Here is a 15,592-nt window from a genome sequence, read left to right as displayed (position 1 = left end):
TCCTTGCTGTTCCGCGACTCCGCCGCCGCGGTCACCGCCCGCCGCCTCGAAGGGTCGCTGGCTCTCCATCTGACCGAGCAGTTCGTGCATCTGCACGGCTATCGGCCCGGGGTGTCCGAGGTGCGCTCCTGGGAGCGGAGCATTCCCGCACTGACTGATGCGCTGCTCGACGCCGGACTCGGGCAGGTCGAGGTGCTTCTCGAGTACGGGCTGCCTCTGACCAGCAAACGAGCCGACGCCGTACTCGCCGGGGTGCATCCCACGACGCATGAGCCGTCATACGTCGTTGTCGAGCTCAAACAGTGGAGCGAGGCGCACCCCGACGAGGACGATCCGGTGCTGTGCCGGGTGGACGCCTACACGCACCCTGTGCTGAATCCGATCGAGCAGGTCCGTGGCTACTGCGATTACCTTGTCGCCTTCAACGGCGCGCTGGCGGAGCATCCGGAACGGATCTTCGGAGCCGCGTATCTGCACAACGCGACCGCCTTCGGTGTCGGGGGGCTGGACGAGGTCGGGGAGAGCGAACGGGGTCAGCTGTTCACCGCCGATCGGCGTGGCGACTTCCTGTCGTTTCTGCGGTCGAGGCTTGCTCCGGTGTCCGGAGCCGAGGCGGCTGACCAGTTGCTCGCCGGGAGAATCCAGCCCTCGAAGCAACTGATGAAGGTGGCTGCCCAGGAAGTACGTGAGCGAGAGCAGTTCGTACTGCTGGACGAGCAGCGAGTGGCGTACGAGATGGTGCTGAAGGCCGTACGCAAGGCACACGAGGCGGACCACAAGGAAGTACTCGTCGTAACCGGCGGCCCGGGGACGGGCAAGAGCGTGATCGCGCTTTCGCTCCTCGGTGAGCTGTACCGGCGGAACATCCCGGCCCTGCACGCGACCGGCTCGCAGTCGTTCACGAAAACCATGCGCAAGGTTGCTGGTGCCCGTAAGCGCGAAGTGCAGGATCTCTTCAAGTACTTCAACAGCTTCATGACCGCCCGGCGCAATGGTCTGGATGTGCTGATCTGTGACGAGGCGCACCGCATCCGCGAGACATCCGCCAACCGCTACACGCCTGCCGCCCAGCGCACCCCCAAGCGGCAGATCGAGGAACTGATCGACGCGGCGCGCGTTCCGGTCTTTCTGCTCGACCAGCACCAGGTGGTGAGGCCCGGCGAGATGGGCACCGTGGAGGAGATCCGCGTCGCGGCGGCGGCAAAGAATCTTGCGTGCCGGGTGATTCCTCTGGACAGCCAGTTCAGATGCGGCGGCAGCGACGCGTATGTCCGCTGGGTCGTGCGGCTCCTTGGTCTGGAGGGAGAGCACACCGTCGCGTGGGAGCCGGACGGCAGGATGGAACTCGGCGTCGTCGACTCCCCCGGGGAGTTGGAGGAGTTTCTGCGGGAGCGCCAGTCAAAGGGATACAGCGCGCGGATGTCAGCCGGCTTCTGTTGGAGGTGGTCGGACGCCAAGCCCGGCGAGCCGTTGCCCGCCGATGTGGTCATCGGTAACTGGGCGCGCCCCTGGAACCTGAAGGGCGACCGATCCGTCATGGGCGCTCCTCCGTCGGCGCTGTGGGCGACCGATCCGGCCGGCTTCGGGCAGGTCGGCTGTGTCTACACGGCGCAAGGCTTCGAGTACGACTGGAGCGGCGTCATCATGGGCCCGGATCTGGTGTGGCGTGAGGACCGCTGGATCATTGACCGTGCGGCTTCTAAGGACCCGGTATTCAAGAGGTCCACGCCGGACGACGATGTGAATCGACTGATCCGTAACACCTACAAGGTACTGCTGACGCGGGGCATGGTCGGGACTGTCATTTACTCGACTGATGCGGAAACCCGGGCGAAGCTGCGCGAACTCGTCCAGCCCCCGATGCGGGACGCGGTCTCCGTCCGGCGCCGGCCTGTCACCAGGCACGGCTGAACGGCGACTGACGCCGTCCGTCATCTGCCGAGGAGGGCGGTGAGGGCGCCGACCGGGTCGGTGTCGGGGGTGCCTCGGGGCCACCAGTCTTCTCGGTCGCGGTCCGATTCGTAGCCGTACCAGATGCCGTCGCGGCCGAAGCGGAGCTGGAGGGAGGGGGTGGAGAGGCGGTTGCGCCAGGGGCGGAAGTGGCCGAAGTCGGCGGCGGCCAGGGCGGGGCGGGCGCGGTCGAAGGGGCCGGCTGGGGGATCCCAGGGGTCTTCCAGTACGGCGAGTCCGGCCAGGCCGCCCTGGCGCCAGGCGGCGACGGCGCGGGCCAGGTCGGTGGGGGTGCGGTCGAGGGCGGCGGCGAGGTCGCGGTAGAGGGCGCGGGTCGAGGCGGTCAGTCCGGAGCCGGGGTGGGCGGCGGCCAGGCGGACCGCGTCCTGCCAGGGGGTGAGGGCGGCGACGGGATCGAGGCCGGTGGTGAGGAACGTATGCGCGCGGGACGCCGCTTCGGTGGCGAGGAGGTCGAGCGCCAGCGGGTCGGGGGCGCCGGGTGTCTGCGGATAGACGGGCGGGCGGCCGGGCTGCGCGGGCGCGGGGAACGGGGGCGGAAGCGCCGGGAGCGTGCGCGGGGTGAGGGCGGCGCGGGCCGCGACCGTGGGCATGGGCGGTGCGGCCGTGGTCCGTTCGGCCGCCGAGCGGGTGGCGTTGCGCCGGGTCAGATCGGCCAGGACCTCGTGTTCGCCGCGGCCGCGCATCAGGAACAGGACGAAGGGGTCCTCGTCGAGCAGCCGGGCCGTCTGGTAGCAGAGGGCGGCGGCGTGCTTGCAGGGGTAACCGTCGTCCGGGCAGGAGCAGTCGGGGGTGAGGTCGCCCACGGTGGGGAGAAGATCGGCCGACGCCGCGAGGGTGTGCGGCATGTCCTTGTCGAGGAGGGCCGCGATGTGGTCGGGGCGGGCCGCCGCGGCGTCGAGGAGGTCCTCCCAGGAGGTGTCGCCGAGGGTGCGCAGACGGATTTCCGTACGGTACGGGCGAGGTCTTGAGCCGTGGACGTAGGCCATGACCCGGCCGGGAGTGACCGTGATCGCGTCGACATGGCCGCCGCCCGCGTAGGCCCGGCCGCGCTGGAGGCGGGCCGGGTCGAGGGCGGCGTCCTCCATGGATTCCACCCAGGCGTTGCCCCACCAGGTGGCGGCGAAATCGCCTTCGGTGCCCGGCCGGCGCGGCAGGGCTGGGAAGGTGCGGCGGCGGTCGTCGTGGCGCGGGGTGCGCGGGGCGGTCATGACAGCCTCCGCAGGGAGACGAGATCGGCCAGCTCCCGGTCGGTCAGCTCCGTCAGGGCCGTCTCGCCCGAGCCGAGGACCGCGTCGGCCAGCGCCCGTTTGGAGGCGAGCATCTCGGCGATCCGGTCCTCGACCGTGCCCTCCGCGATCAGCCGGTGGACCTGCACGGGCTGGGTCTGACCGATGCGGTACGCGCGGTCCGTCGCCTGCTCCTCCACGGCCGGGTTCCACCAGCGGTCGAAGTGGACGACATGGCCGGCCCGGGTGAGGTTGAGACCGGTGCCCGCGGCCTTGAGGGAGAGGATGAAGACCGGGGTCTCGCCGGACTGGAACCGGTCCACCATGCGCTCGCGCTCCAGGACGGGTGTGCCGCCGTGCAGGAGCTGGGACGGGATCGCACGCGCCGTGAGGTGGGCGGCGAGCAGCCGGGCCATCGATACGTACTGGGTGAAGATCAGGACCGAGCCGTCCTCCGTGAGGATCGTGTCGAGCAGTTCATCGAGGAGGGCGAGCTTGCCGGAACGGCCGGTCAGCCGGGCCGCGTCCTCCTTCAGATACTGCGCGGGGTGGTTGCAGATCTGTTTGAGGGAGGTGAGCAGCTTCATGACCAGGCCGCGGCGCGCGATGCCCTCCGCACTCTCGATGGCCGCCATCGTCTCGCGGACGACCGCCTCGTAGAGGGATGCCTGTTCCCGGGTGAGGGCGACGGGGTGGTCACTCTCGGTCTTGGGGGGCAGTTCGGGCACGATGCCCGGGTCGGACTTCTTCCTGCGCAGCAGGAACGGCCGGATCAGCCGGGACAGCCGCTCCACCGCCTGCGCGTTGTCGGCGTCCTTGATGTCGGCGCTCTTCGCGTTCTCGACGTTCTCGACGATGCGGGCGTGGCGGGCCCGGAACGCCTTGAGCGGGCCGAGCAGTCCGGGGGTGGTCCAGTCGAGCAGCGCCCACAGCTCGGAGAGGTTGTTCTCGACGGGGGTGCCGGTCAGCGCGACCCTGGCGGGCGCCGGAATCGTGCGGAGCGCTTTGGCGGTCGACGAGAAGGGGTTCTTGACGTGCTGCGCCTCGTCGGCGACGACCATCCCCCAGGGGTGCGCGGCCAGTATGTCGGCGCTGCCGCGCATCGTGCCGTACGTGGTGAGGACGAAGCCGTCCGCCACCTCGTCCAGCGTGCGCCCCGCGCCGTGGAAGCGGTGCACGGGCACGCCGGGGGCGAAACGGGTGATCTCGCGCTGCCAGTTGCCGAGGAGGGAGGCGGGGCAGACGACGAGGGTCGGGGCCGTACGGGCCCGGTGCAGATGGAGGGCGATGACCGTGATCGTCTTGCCGAGGCCCATGTCGTCCGCGAGGCAGCCGCCGAGACCGAGCGAGGTCATCAGGTCCAGCCAGGCGAGGCCCCGCAGCTGGTAGTCGCGCAGCGTGGCGGCCAGGGCGGCCGGCTGAGGCACCGCGGCGGGGCCGGCGGTGAGACGGTCGCGCAGGATCGCGAGCGCGCCCGTCGGGACCGCCTCCACCGTCTCGCCGTCCACCTCGGCGGTGCCGGTGAGGGCGACGGCCAGGGCGTCGACGGGCTCCAGCAGGCCCAGCTCCCGTTTGCGCGCCTTGCGGACGAGCGCGGGGTCGACGACCACCCACTGGTCGCGCAGCCGGACGATCGGGCGGTGGGACTCGGCGAGCGCGTCCATCTCCTTCTCACTGAGGGGATCGCCGTCGAGCGCCAACTGCCAGTTGAACTTGAGCAGTTCCTCGCTGTCGAAGAAGGGCGTGCCGTCCGTGGCCGAGCCGGGCGCGGGGCGGACGACCGCGGCGGCGGACAGCGTACGGGCCAGCTCCCTGGGCCAGTGGACGGCGACGCCCGCCGCGGCGAGGCGGGCCGCCCCCGGGCCGAGCAGTTCGTACAGCTCGTCCTCGGAGAGCGGCAGCGCGTCGGGGACGTCGCGCTCCAGCAGTCTCGCGAGCGGGGTCCAGACGCGGGCCGCGCGGCGCAGGGCGAGCATCGCGTCGATACGGGCGCGCGGACCGAAGCTCTCGTCCCCGTCACCCGCCCAGAGCCGGGCCGCGTCGATCACCAGGGTCGGGTCGGCCAGGCTGTGGATCTGGACGAGCGCGGCCCCGGCTCGCCGTACCACGTCGGCGTCATCGCCACGGGAGCCGAAGCCGAAGTCGGACTCGGACACGAACTCGGACACGGAGCGGGGGGCGGGGCGGGGGCCGGTACGGGCGGGGGTGCCGGCGCCGTCGTCCGAGCCGGTCGGCGCCTGGTCGAAGAGCTCGTACGCCGACAGGTCGAGGCGCAGCGAGACCCGCACCCCCGCGTCCATTCCGGCCGCCGCCTCCGCCGCCCAGGTGCGGGCGCCCGGCAGGTACTGCGCCGCTCGGGCGGCGAACGGCGCCCCCGCCGCGAACGCCGCGGCGGGGGTACGCGGCAGGGAGTCCGCCACGGCGTCGAGGAACGCCCGCACCAGGGCTTCGGGGTCAGGCAGTTGGAGCGGGCGCAGATCCGGGAACGGCACGGCATGGGCCTCGGGAGGCATGGCCGCCGCGATAGCTCTCAACTGCGCGATGTCGTCGGCGTCGAGCGGTCCCGCCCGCCACGCGTCGTGGTCGGACGCGGTGAGTCCGGGGAGCAGTCGGCCGCGCGCGGCCAGCTGGAGGGCGTGCAGCGCGGCGGCGCCCCAGCAGGCGGCGGCGGGATGCGCCGCCTTGTCGCGCCGGGCGCGGACCAGCAGCGGCACGGCGTCGGCGACGGGCAGCAGCACGGCGGGGACGGTGTGCGCACGGACGCCGGCGCCATCGCGGCGTACAACCGTCAGCTCCCCGCGGCCGTGCCCCGCCACACCCAGCCCGGCCGCACCCGGCTCCTCCGCGCCCGGCCCGTCCGCCGCGCGACCGGCGGGGTCGGCCTCCGGGTCGGACTCCCCCCGCTCACCCGCCGTGGACTCCCCCGCCGCCCCGGCGAGCAGCTCACCCTCCGGATCCCAGAAGGCGACCCGCCCCTCGCGAGGCAGTCCGGCGGGCAGGAAGACCGCTGCGCAGCGCGCGAGGCCGGCGGTCGCCGGAGTGGGGGCGAGCCGGCCGGTGGCGGCTCGCGCAGGCAGCTGTGCGGGGGTATGCGCGAATTGCGCCATGCTCGCCGACTCCCTCCCGCCGCAAGATCCGATTACCTCTGCGAGTCTAGGCGGGGGGTGTGACAGTCGATCCCGGAGCGAAGTTTCCGCAGGTCAGCGCAGTCCTTCCCACAGCTCGCGCTCCTGCGCCCCGAGGTCTTGAGCAGCTGCGGAAGCCGCTCCGCCGCCGCCGAACACCATCGCCGTCCGCGTGTCCCGGTCGTAAGGCTTCCAGCCCGGATCCCCCGTCGAGGCGAACGCCACCCAGGCGCGGTGCATCGCGTCCGCGAGATCCTGCGGCGGGTGCTCGCCGAGCATCGGGGTGTACGACTGATCATGCAGGCGGTCGAAAACAAAGCCCAGTTCTATGGCATGACAGGCGCCCAGCCGGCCGTCGAAGCGCGGCGAGCGCCAGGCGAACTCGTACAGATACGAGCCCGGGACGGACTCCGCGAGGCGGATCGCCGGAAGCCGGTAGAACCAGTCCGTCGCCATGGCGTCGAACAGCTCACCGGCCGTCGCTCCGGGCCTGGCCTCGCCGTAGACGGAGAGCGCCTTGTCGGGATCGAGGCCGTACGCCGAGGCGGTCGCGCGCAGCTTGGCCTCCGACAGCGCGTCCAGCCGCTCGGTGGGCACCAGAAAGAGGCGGTACTCCTCGCGGTTGCTGCCGACGAGCAGTTCGACGCCGCAGTCGGGTGCGGGGAGGGTCCGCTCGGTGAGCACCGGCTCGAACGGCATCATGTTGAGGGCCGCCTCACCCCACAGCGTGGGGTCCGGGCGGGCTCCGACCTCCGCCCGCAGCTCCGTCTGCGCGGGAAGGAGCCTGGAGTCGGGGACGGTGGCGAAGGCCTCGGCGGTGGGCGCGATCGACAGCTTCTCCGCCAGCCTGGCCGTGATCAGACGCGCGGAGTCCGGACGCAGGAAATGATGGGCGGCGCCGCTCTGCAGGATCGCCCGCCGGAACAGACCGCGCGACCGTTCCATTCCCAGCAGGACGCCGATGCTCATCGCACCGGCCGACTCGCCGAAGACGGTGACCTGCTCCGGGTCGCCTCCAAAGGAGGCGATGTTGTCCCGTACCCACTCCAGTGCCGCGATCTGGTCGAGCAGGCCCCGGTTGTCCGGTACGCCGTCCAGGTGGAGGAAACCGTCCACTCCGAGCCGGTAGTTGAGCGTCACGCACACCACGCCGTCCCGCGCGAACGTACTGCCGTCGTACCCGGAGGCCGAGCCCGAGCCGTTCGTGAACGCCCCTCCGTGCACCCACACCATCACCGGAAGACGGGCCTCCGGGCCGGGAGAAGGGGTCCAGACGTTCAGATTGAGGCAGCTCTCCCCCGGCCGCGCGGGGATGGAGTCCTCCCGGATGAGGGCGTCGAGGGGCGGCGCATAGGGGGCCTTGGGCGCCGTGGGGCCGTACGCGACCGCCGGCCGTATGCCCTCCCACGGCTCGGGCGGGACCGGCAGGCCGAAGCGTGGCGCGGTCGCGTACGGGATGCCCAGGAACGACGCCACCACGGGCGCCGCCTCGGACGTACCGGACAGGGCCGGGGAAAGACGTCCTCCGACCCGGCCCTGCCGGGTCGTGCACACCGGTTCCATACGCGTCATGCTCCTTCGGCCAGCGTCTCCAGCAGCGCCGCGGCGAACTCCTCCCGCCGCTCGATGTGCACCGCGTGCCCGGCGTCGGGCACCGACACCTCTCGTACCCTGCCGCCGGCCTTCGCGTACAGATCCAGGACATGGCGGGTCTGGGCGATCATCGGCTGGGCCGGTGTGCCGTCCCACCCCGGTACGGCACCGATCGCGCCGAGGTGCGCCAGGTCGAATAGAGACGTGTCCGAGACGATCACATCGTCCTCGCCGCGTATCCAGAGAACCGGCGGCCTGGGCGTGACGGTGTGCAGGTCGTCGATACGGAAGTGAGTCGGGGCCAGGCAGTTGAGCACGCCGCGTGTGCCGGGCGCGATACCGGGCCAGGCCTCGGACGGGGCGCTGTCGCCGGGGTAGTGATCGTCGCCGGTACGGGTGGTGAGCATCGACTCGACGTACTCGTCCTCCCGCTCCGGGCGCAGCGGCGGCTTCACGTAGCAGGTGGCCAGCACCTGGCGGGGCGAGAGCGGGGACTCCTCGCTCCGGTCGCCCCGCGCCAGCCGCTGGACGAAGTCCGGGTTGGCGGCGCCACCGCCCGAGCCCGCGCCGTCGGGCGAGACCAGCGTGCCGTCGTGGTCGCGGGTGCCGCCGAAGCCGTACGGGGAGACCGGGTTGACCAGGGTGAGCGAGCGGACGGCGGACGGGCGGTCACGGAGGAATTGCAGGGCGATGCCGCCACCCAGGGACCAGCCCACCAGATGTGGGCGCTCCACACCCAGGGCGTCGAACAGCGCCGCCAGATCGTCGGAGTAGTCGCGCACGCCCCGGGTCGCGTCGACGGGCAACGGGTCGGTGGAGCCGAAGCCGCGCAGATCGGGGGCGATGGGGCGGTACCGCTCCGGCAGATCGCGCATGGTGTCGTGCCAGAACACCGACGAGGACACATTGCCGTGGATGAGAACGACAGGCTCGGCGTGTTCACGGTCCACGCACTCGGTGACCTGGACGGTCAGCCGCTGGGTGGGGATACGCCGTGTGGTCAGCGAGGGGGTCGAGAGGGACATGGCTCACGGTAGACAGCACATCCCCCGGTCGCTTATATGTGCGCGCCATATAGGTAAGACCGGGGGTGTGGTTCGTCAGGAATGAGTGTCGGCGACTTCGATGGGTTCAGGCATGGGGCTGGGTCGGCACCGGCGTCTGGGGCGACACGGCCTGCGGTGGGGCGGGATCGGGCGCGGCACGATCAGGTGCGGCGGGATCCGTCGGCAACCGGTCGGTCCGCGCCGCGGCCGCCGGGGCGGCTGCCGCCGGTGACACCGGTTCCCGTTCACGAGCGGCCTGACCGTCCGGTGCTGTCGGCGCGGTCGGCGCTGCCTCCACGGCTCCGGACACGGCCTGCACGGCCTGGACCGCTTCGGCCGGGGTGGCGCGCTCCAGGAAGCGGAGGAGCTCGACCGGGAACGGCAGGACCAGGGTGGAGTTCTTCTCCGCCGCTACGGCCACGACGGTCTGCAGCAGCCGCAGCTGGAGCGCGGCCGGCTGCCCGGACATCTGCTTGGCCGCTTCCGAGAGCTTCTTCGACGCCTGGAGCTCCGCGTCCGCGTTGATGACCCGCGCGCGCCGCTCCCTGTCCGCTTCCGCCTGCCGTGCCATCGACCGCTTCATCGTCTCCGGCAGCGACACATCCTTGATCTCCACCCGGTCGATCTGCACTCCCCAGCCGATCGCCGGACTGTCGATCATCAGCTCCAGGCCCTGATTCAGCTTCTCCCGGTTCGACAGCAGATCATCCAGGTCGCTCTTGCCGATGATCGACCGCAGCGATGTCTGCGCCATCTGCGCCACCGCGAACCGGTAGTCCTCGACCCGCACCAGCGCGTCGGCCGGATCGACGACCTTGAAGTAGATCACCGCGTCCACCCGCACGGTGACGTTGTCCCGCGTAATGCCGTCCTGTGCGGGCACCGGCATCGTCACGATCTGCATATTGACCTTACGCAGATGATCGACAAACGGGACGATCACCGTGAAGCCGGGCCCTCGAATACCTTCGCGCAGCCGCCCGAGGCGGAACACCACGCCTCGCTCGTACTGCTTCACGACCCTCGCAGCCGACATCGCGTAGAGCGCGCAGGCGCACACCGCCGCTATGACCGCTACGACCAGTCCTTCAACCATGATGGCCCTCTTCCGCCGGACCTGTGTGTTAATACCACGGTATGCCTTATATGACCTGTCGGTCGAGGCGCTGGAGCAGGAAATTACCGGCGCGTAGCCCGGCCGGCCGCACCTGTGGTGCCGCCTCCTCGGGGATCCGGCAGTGTGACCAGCACCAGGCTTCCCGGAACCCGCACCGACCAGGAATCCCCGCAGACCCGGAACCCGCAGAGACGAGGACCGCCCATGACCGTGACCGATCACCGGCGCCTCTCCATCGCCGCCGGGGCGGCGCTCCTGGCCTTCGCCGTCGCGGGCTGCTCCGGCCTCGGCCGGACCGCGGTGGGCACCGTCGTCTACGAGACCGAGCAGAAGCGCAGCGTCCAGGTGACCAACCCCCTGGTCACGGGCTGTCATCGGCTTGCTCCCCCCGGGGCCGTCGAGCTCACGAACCGCACCTTGGTCGACTTCGTGATGTACGCGACGCCCGACTGCACCGGCGACGAGAGCGGGTATATCGCCACCACACTGTCCGATGGGATCAGCCCTGGCATGGGGCCGTGGCACAGCTACTCGATCGTGCACTGACCGATAGGGGGGCGCGGAAGCTACACCCGCCCGCGGACGAGGGCGACCAGCTCCGCGGTGTGATTCCGCCGGACCCAGGCGATGGCGGCCAGCGGCACGATCAGCACCACGGGCGTCAGCGCGTTCTGCCCGTCAAAGGCGGTCAGCTGGGTGACGAACGCGCCGATCATCAGGCCGATGAGCGCCAGCGCGGACAGCCCGGACAGGATGGGGATCAGCAACGCGATGGCACCGGCCAGCTCCAGCGCCCCGACGGCGTACATGAACCAGTGGCCGAAACCGATCGTGTCGAAGGACTCCGTGGCGGAGGAGTGGGCGATGAGCTTCGGCGCGGCACTCGCGACCCCGAAGAACAGCGCCAGCACGATCTGGAGCACGCGGACCGTGAGGTGCGCCCGGCGCGAAGGGGTGTACGGCACAAGGGCTGTAGCGGTGGCGGAGGTCGATGCGTCGGACATGGCGGGGTCTCCTCGGTTGAGCGTTCGACGGCGCTTTCACCGATATAGACGGGACACCCACCCGGAACTCATCGCCGGCCGGCCCGCGATTTCGGCACGGCGAGCGATGAGTTCCGGGTGGCTCGATCCCAGCTGCCCAATCCGGATCAAAGGGGACACCTATGGGTAGAAAGCCGATGGGAGGTATGTGAATCATGCGCACCGGAAGCGAGCCTGTTACCGCGCGGAGTCCGCTGCGTATGCGGTTGTGGCTGAGCGTGTGGGGCCTGATCTGGACCGCCGCCGGCACGACAGCGTTCGCGATCAACGGGCGGATGGGGTGGGCGCTCGCCTGTGGGGTGCTCCTGCTGATCGTCATGACAGATCTGGTCATGATCCTGCGCCATATCCATCAGGGACCGCACTACCAGCCGGGCCGGGACGTCCCGCCGTACGAGCCGGACCACGGTGCGGATCAGAGCTTCGACCGGCACCGGACACCGAACCGGGGCCAGGGCTCGGATCGCGGCTCGCACGGCCGATGACGAGTCCGGCCGGCCCACGGCGCCCGCCGCACCGGGCACGTCGGCCCGCCGTCAATCGCCGTCAGCCGTCCTCGGCGCGCGTGTCGGACTCGAACCGCGCGGCCTTCAGATACTCCGGCTTGGGGTCCAGGGCCGCCGCCAGACGGAAATGCCGCTTCGCCTGCTCGGGCCGGCCGGATCGCTCGAAGGTACGCGCCAGGGCGAAATGCGCGAAGGCGTTGTCCGGCTCACGCTCCAGGACCAGTTCGAATTCCAGCTCGGCGGGGCGCAGTTGGGCCGCCGCGAAGAACGCGCGGGCCCGCAGCAGCCGGGCCGCGGTGTTCTCCGGGTGGGACGCGATCACCGAGTCGAGGAGCTTCACGGCTCCGCGCGGATCCCGCGCGGCCAGCAACTGCTCCGCCGCGCGATAGTCGATGACATGGGTCTCCGGGCTCTCGGGCACGCTCGCATCCTTCCCTGGCTGCGCGTTTTCAACGCCGCGCGCGGCGTTGCTATTCCGCGCGGCCTCCGCCCACGAGCGGAAGGCAAGCGGAAGGCGAGCGGAAGGCGAGCGGAAGGCGAGCGGAAGAGGGTCAGAACGCGGTGAACGCGAAGGCCGCCCCGGCGAGGATCACTGCCAGCCCCAGCAGCACGAAGCCCAGATCGACTCGGGTGCGCGGATAGCCGGGGAGCACCACCTCCCGCGGATCTTCGGGGTCGTACGAGAGCAGCACGGAGGTGCCCGCTTCGAGCAGGACCGGTGAGATGACCTCAAGGACATGGCCGTCGGCCGTCTCGTACTGGAGCGTCTGGCGTTCGGAGCCGGGCGGTCCGCGCTTCACGAGCGCCATGGCGGACTCTCCGGCCGAGAGGATACGGCGGGTCCTGCGGATACCGACGGCACCCGCGAGGAGCGCGACCAGCCCTCCGAGTGCTGCGAAGGCCGCGAAAACAATCATTTTCCCGAGCGTAGCCCGAGAGCGGTGCGCGGAGACCGACCCGGCCCACGGATTGACGCAGCCCTGACGCGGACCTGCCGACGACCTGACGCAGCGCTGACACGGACCTGCCGCGGACCCCTGCCGCGGACCCCTCGGCGGCCCCGGAGATCAGCGCCCGGCCGCCGCGCGCTCGCTCAGCTCCTGCCAGACCGCGCGCACCTGCGGTTCGAGCCGCTCCAGCGGTCCGTCGTTGTCGATGACCACATCGGCGGCGGCGCGACGCTCCTCCCGGGTGGCCTGCGCGGCCATCCGCTTCCGCGCCTCCGGCTCCGCCATCCCCCGCTGTCGCACGAGCCGATCCACCTGGGTCTCGGGCGAGGCGTCCACGACGACCACCAGGTCGTACAGGTCGGTCATGCCGTTCTCGACGAGCAGGGGCACATCGTGCACCACGATCGAGCCGGGTCCTGCCGCCGCTTCCAACTCGGCCGAGCGGGCGCGCACCAGCGGATGCACGATCGCGTTCAGAGCCCGCAGCCGCTCCCGGTCACCGAAGACGATGCCGCCGAGCTTCGGGCGGTCCAGGGCGCCGTCCGAGGTCAGCACCTCCGCACCGAACTCGGCCACCACGGCCGCCAGTCCCGGCGTGTCCGGCTCGACCACCTCGCGCGCGATCCGGTCGGAGTCGATCAGTACCGCGCCGTACGTGGTCAGCAGACGGGAGACCTCGCTCTTCCCCGCGCCGATTCCGCCCGTAAGTCCCAACCTCAGCATGCGATCAGCCTAGGCCCTGTCCGCCCGACACAAAGAGCCGCACGGTTCCCGTCGGATACCGTGCGGCCCGGAGGAGGACAGCCGGCGGAACGCGCCGACGGCTTACGCGCCTCCGTCGCCCTCCCGTTCCGCGAGGAACTTCTCGAACTCACGGCCGATCTCGTCGGCCGAGGGCAGCTCCGTCGGCTCGGCGACCAGATTGCCGCGGGTCTCGGCGCCCGCGACGGCGTCGTACTGATGCTCAAGACCCTGCACCATCGTGACGAGTTCCTCGTCGCCCTCGCCCAACTGCCGCTCGATCTCGGTCTGGGTGCGCTGGGCCTCCGTACGCAGGGAGTGCGCGACGCTCGGCAGGACCAGGCCGGTCGCAGCCGTGATCGCCTCCAGCGCGGTCAGCGCCGCGTCCGGGTACGAGGACCGGGCGACATAGTGCGGGACGTGCGCGGCCACACCGAGGACGTCATGGTCCGACTCCATCAGCCGGTACTCGACGAGCGACTCGGCGCTGCCGGGGACCTGCGCCTCGTCGAACGGGCTGCGATGGCCCGGCATGAGGTCGGTGCGGTTGCCGTGCGGGGTGATGCCGACAGGGCGGGTGTGCGGAACACCCATCGGGATTCCGTGGAAGTTGACCGAAAGACGCACACCGAGCCGTTCCACGATCTGGCGTACGGCCGCCGCGAAACGCTCCCACTCGACATCCGGCTCGGGGCCTGACAGCAGCAGGAACGGCGCACCCGTGGCGTCCTGCACCAGGCGTACGTCGAGGGTCGGCGTCTCGTAGTCCGTCCAGCGGTCGCGCCGGAAGGTCAGCAGCGGGCGCCGTGCGCGGTAGTCGACCAGCCTGTCGTGGTCGAAACGGGCCACCACCTGGTGGGGCAGCGACTCCAGCAGGTTCTCGACGATCTGGTCGCCGGTCTCACCCGCGTCGATATAGCCGTCGAAGTGGTAGAGCATGACCAGGCCCGCCGACTCCTGTGCCAGTGCCATGTCGACGACGGCGAGGCCCTTGGGCTCCCATGCGTACAAACCCTGCGGATCAAGCACGATTACCGCTCCTCCTCGTGTTCCTAGGAAAGAACGCCTCACGAGGCGAGTGCATTCCCCACGCCCCCCGTGCGAAACCCGGGCCGCCGCTCGGCGTTGGTCCAGACCTTGACATGCCCAAAGCACATCTCTACCGTCACGGGGCAGTACCGGCGTTCAGAAACACGGTCATCGTTCATATATAAGAACGATGATCAGAACACGAGATCGACTCGGCACGACTCGACTCCGACGGGAAGGCACCCCCCATGCGCACCCGAACACTGCTTCCTGCCCTGCTGGCCCCGCTCCTCGCCACCGGTGGCCTGTCCCTGCTCGCCCCCTCGGCCGGCGCCGCCCCCGCGGGCGCCGCCGCGGTCATCCAGGTGACGACCGCCGCCCAGCTCAAGACGGCCCTCACCGACGCACGCCCCGGCGATACGATCCGGCTCGCCGACGGCACGTACAAGGGGAACTTCAAGGCGACCACCCCCGGCACCGCCGGCTCCCGTATCACTCTGACCGGCTCGTCCGCCGCGATCCTGACCACCGGCGGCGGGGGCTACGGCCTCCATCTCAACGGGGCCGCGTACTGGACCGTCCAGGGTGTCACCGTCACCGACGCCCAGAAGGGCATCGTGACGGACGCCGCCAACGGTGTCGTCATCGACTCCGTGACCGTGCACAACCTGGACATGGAGGGCGTGCACTTCCGCGCGTCGAGCAGCGACGGCATCCTCAGGAACTCGCGGATCTACGACACCGGCAACGACGGCCGGGGCATGGGTGAGGGCGTGTACGTCGGCAGCGCCAACACCCTCTCCGACCGCAGCGACAACGCGCAGATCCTCAACAACACGATCGGCCCGGACGTCGGCGGCGAGAACATCGACATCAAGGAAGGCACCACCGGCGCGCGGATCATCGGCAACACCTTCGACGGCAACGGTCTGACCGGTGCCAACTACGACGACTCCTGGGTCGACGTGAAGGGCAACAACGTGCTCGTCGAGGGCAACACCGGCCGGAACACCACGAACAACGGTTACGAGACCCACACCCAGCAGAGCGGCTGGGGCTGCGGCACGGTCTTCCGCTCCAACAAGTCGGACCTGAAGGGTTCGACGGGCGCCAACCAGCTCGCCATCAATGTCACCAACAACAGCACGAGCTGCCGCACGACGGTCTACAGCAGCAACACCGTGACCGGCGGCAAGGGCCTGACGAACATCCCCGTCACCTCCTGAGCCACCGTCACATCCTGAG

General features: G+C 70.5%; 14 protein-coding genes. 4 read left to right on the top strand and 10 right to left on the bottom strand.

Features of this window, described 5'->3' with window-relative positions; all coding sequences use genetic code 11:
• Positions 1-3: 3 nt before the first annotated feature.
• The gene (locus ACZ6MZ_RS29280) at positions 4-1,911 is read left to right on the top strand and encodes a DNA/RNA helicase domain-containing protein (protein ID WP_469355338.1); all 1,908 of its coding nucleotides are present in this window, start codon (positions 4-6) and stop codon (positions 1,909-1,911) included.
• Positions 1,912-1,931: 20 nt separating this feature from the next.
• Here the strand turns inward: ACZ6MZ_RS29280 and ACZ6MZ_RS29275 are convergent, their stop codons facing one another.
• The 5 genes from ACZ6MZ_RS29275 to ACZ6MZ_RS29255 form a co-directional block, all read right to left on the bottom strand.
• Positions 1,932-3,179 carry an SWIM zinc finger family protein gene (locus ACZ6MZ_RS29275; protein ID WP_386877788.1) on the bottom strand — a complete coding sequence of 416 codons (1,248 nt, stop codon included), beginning with the start codon at positions 3,177-3,179 and terminating at the stop codon, positions 1,932-1,934.
• Positions 3,176-6,304, bottom strand: coding sequence for a DEAD/DEAH box helicase (locus tag ACZ6MZ_RS29270; RefSeq protein ID WP_469355336.1), 3,129 nt, complete (start codon positions 6,302-6,304; stop codon positions 3,176-3,178). Before ACZ6MZ_RS29270 ends, ACZ6MZ_RS29275 begins: the two co-directional genes overlap by 4 nt.
• 93 nt (positions 6,305-6,397) lie before the next feature.
• Positions 6,398-7,894: a carboxylesterase/lipase family protein gene (locus ACZ6MZ_RS29265; protein WP_469355334.1), complete on the bottom strand. Its 1,497-nt coding sequence runs from the start codon at positions 7,892-7,894 to the stop codon at positions 6,398-6,400.
• Entirely contained in the window at positions 7,891-8,940 is a 1,050-nt protein-coding gene (locus tag ACZ6MZ_RS29260; protein WP_389788230.1) for an alpha/beta fold hydrolase, read from the bottom strand. The genes ACZ6MZ_RS29265 and ACZ6MZ_RS29260 overlap by 4 nt, the downstream gene beginning before the upstream one ends.
• 106 nt (positions 8,941-9,046) lie before the next feature.
• A complete protein-coding gene (locus ACZ6MZ_RS29255) occupies positions 9,047-10,057 on the bottom strand; it encodes a slipin family protein (protein WP_389788233.1) in 1,011 nt (336 codons plus the stop codon).
• A gap of 225 nt (positions 10,058-10,282) precedes the next feature.
• On the opposite strand from ACZ6MZ_RS29255, the gene ACZ6MZ_RS29250 reads away from it, so the two are divergent.
• Positions 10,283-10,624 carry a hypothetical protein gene (locus ACZ6MZ_RS29250; RefSeq protein ID WP_389788236.1) on the top strand — a complete coding sequence of 114 codons (342 nt, stop codon included), beginning with the start codon at positions 10,283-10,285 and terminating at the stop codon, positions 10,622-10,624.
• Between the two features lie 20 nt (positions 10,625-10,644).
• On the opposite strand, the gene ACZ6MZ_RS29245 is transcribed toward ACZ6MZ_RS29250, so the two are convergent.
• Positions 10,645-11,082, bottom strand: a complete 438-nt coding sequence (locus tag ACZ6MZ_RS29245; RefSeq protein ID WP_389788239.1) for a DoxX family protein — start codon at positions 11,080-11,082, stop codon at positions 10,645-10,647.
• A 194-nt stretch (positions 11,083-11,276) separates the two neighbouring features.
• On the opposite strand from ACZ6MZ_RS29245, the gene ACZ6MZ_RS29240 reads away from it, so the two are divergent.
• A complete protein-coding gene (locus tag ACZ6MZ_RS29240; protein WP_389788240.1) occupies positions 11,277-11,606 on the top strand; it encodes a DUF6343 family protein in 330 nt (109 codons plus the stop codon).
• A gap of 61 nt (positions 11,607-11,667) precedes the next feature.
• Here ACZ6MZ_RS29240 and ACZ6MZ_RS29235 read toward each other — a convergent pair whose 3' ends face one another.
• The 4 genes from ACZ6MZ_RS29235 to ACZ6MZ_RS29220 form a co-directional block, all read right to left on the bottom strand.
• A complete protein-coding gene (locus tag ACZ6MZ_RS29235) occupies positions 11,668-12,048 on the bottom strand; it encodes a tetratricopeptide repeat protein (RefSeq protein ID WP_469355330.1) in 381 nt (126 codons plus the stop codon).
• A 130-nt stretch (positions 12,049-12,178) separates the two neighbouring features.
• A complete protein-coding gene (locus ACZ6MZ_RS29230) occupies positions 12,179-12,544 on the bottom strand; it encodes a hypothetical protein (protein ID WP_389788244.1) in 366 nt (121 codons plus the stop codon).
• Positions 12,545-12,694: 150 nt separating this feature from the next.
• Positions 12,695-13,300 (bottom strand): dephospho-CoA kinase, encoded by a 606-nt coding sequence (gene coaE, locus ACZ6MZ_RS29225; RefSeq protein WP_389788246.1) that lies wholly within the window; start codon positions 13,298-13,300, stop codon positions 12,695-12,697.
• A 102-nt stretch (positions 13,301-13,402) separates the two neighbouring features.
• Positions 13,403-14,347 carry a PAC2 family protein gene (locus ACZ6MZ_RS29220; protein WP_469355328.1) on the bottom strand — a complete coding sequence of 315 codons (945 nt, stop codon included), beginning with the start codon at positions 14,345-14,347 and terminating at the stop codon, positions 13,403-13,405.
• A 248-nt stretch (positions 14,348-14,595) separates the two neighbouring features.
• Between ACZ6MZ_RS29220 and ACZ6MZ_RS29215 the strand changes: the two genes are divergently transcribed.
• The gene (locus ACZ6MZ_RS29215) at positions 14,596-15,573 is read left to right on the top strand and encodes a right-handed parallel beta-helix repeat-containing protein (RefSeq protein ID WP_384183635.1); all 978 of its coding nucleotides are present in this window, start codon (positions 14,596-14,598) and stop codon (positions 15,571-15,573) included.
• The last annotated feature ends 19 nt before the right edge of the window (positions 15,574-15,592 follow it).

This window comes from Streptomyces sp. NPDC042201, from assembly GCF_055582185.1.
This window is presented reverse-complemented; position numbering and strand designations above follow the sequence as displayed.

Bases quoted from the DNA above. Each gene is read 5' to 3' on its own strand.
- ACZ6MZ_RS29275 (WP_386877788.1), bottom strand. From the start codon at position 3,179: ATGACCGCCCCGCGCACCCCGCGCCACGACGACCGCCGCCGCACCTTC.
- ACZ6MZ_RS29270 (WP_469355336.1), bottom strand. From the start codon at position 6,304: ATGGCGCAATTCGCGCATACCCCCGCACAGCTGCCTGCGCGAGCCGCC.
- ACZ6MZ_RS29265 (WP_469355334.1), bottom strand. From the start codon at position 7,894: ATGACGCGTATGGAACCGGTGTGCACGACCCGGCAGGGCCGGGTCGGA.
- ACZ6MZ_RS29260 (WP_389788230.1), bottom strand. From the start codon at position 8,940: ATGTCCCTCTCGACCCCCTCGCTGACCACACGGCGTATCCCCACCCAG.
- ACZ6MZ_RS29255 (WP_389788233.1), bottom strand. From the start codon at position 10,057: ATGGTTGAAGGACTGGTCGTAGCGGTCATAGCGGCGGTGTGCGCCTGC.
- ACZ6MZ_RS29250 (WP_389788236.1), top strand. From the start codon at position 10,283: ATGACCGTGACCGATCACCGGCGCCTCTCCATCGCCGCCGGGGCGGCG.
- ACZ6MZ_RS29245 (WP_389788239.1), bottom strand. From the start codon at position 11,082: ATGTCCGACGCATCGACCTCCGCCACCGCTACAGCCCTTGTGCCGTAC.
- ACZ6MZ_RS29240 (WP_389788240.1), top strand. From the start codon at position 11,277: ATGCGCACCGGAAGCGAGCCTGTTACCGCGCGGAGTCCGCTGCGTATG.
- ACZ6MZ_RS29230 (WP_389788244.1), bottom strand. From the start codon at position 12,544: ATGATTGTTTTCGCGGCCTTCGCAGCACTCGGAGGGCTGGTCGCGCTC.
- coaE (WP_389788246.1), bottom strand. From the start codon at position 13,300: ATGCTGAGGTTGGGACTTACGGGCGGAATCGGCGCGGGGAAGAGCGAG.
- ACZ6MZ_RS29215 (WP_384183635.1), top strand. From the start codon at position 14,596: ATGCGCACCCGAACACTGCTTCCTGCCCTGCTGGCCCCGCTCCTCGCC.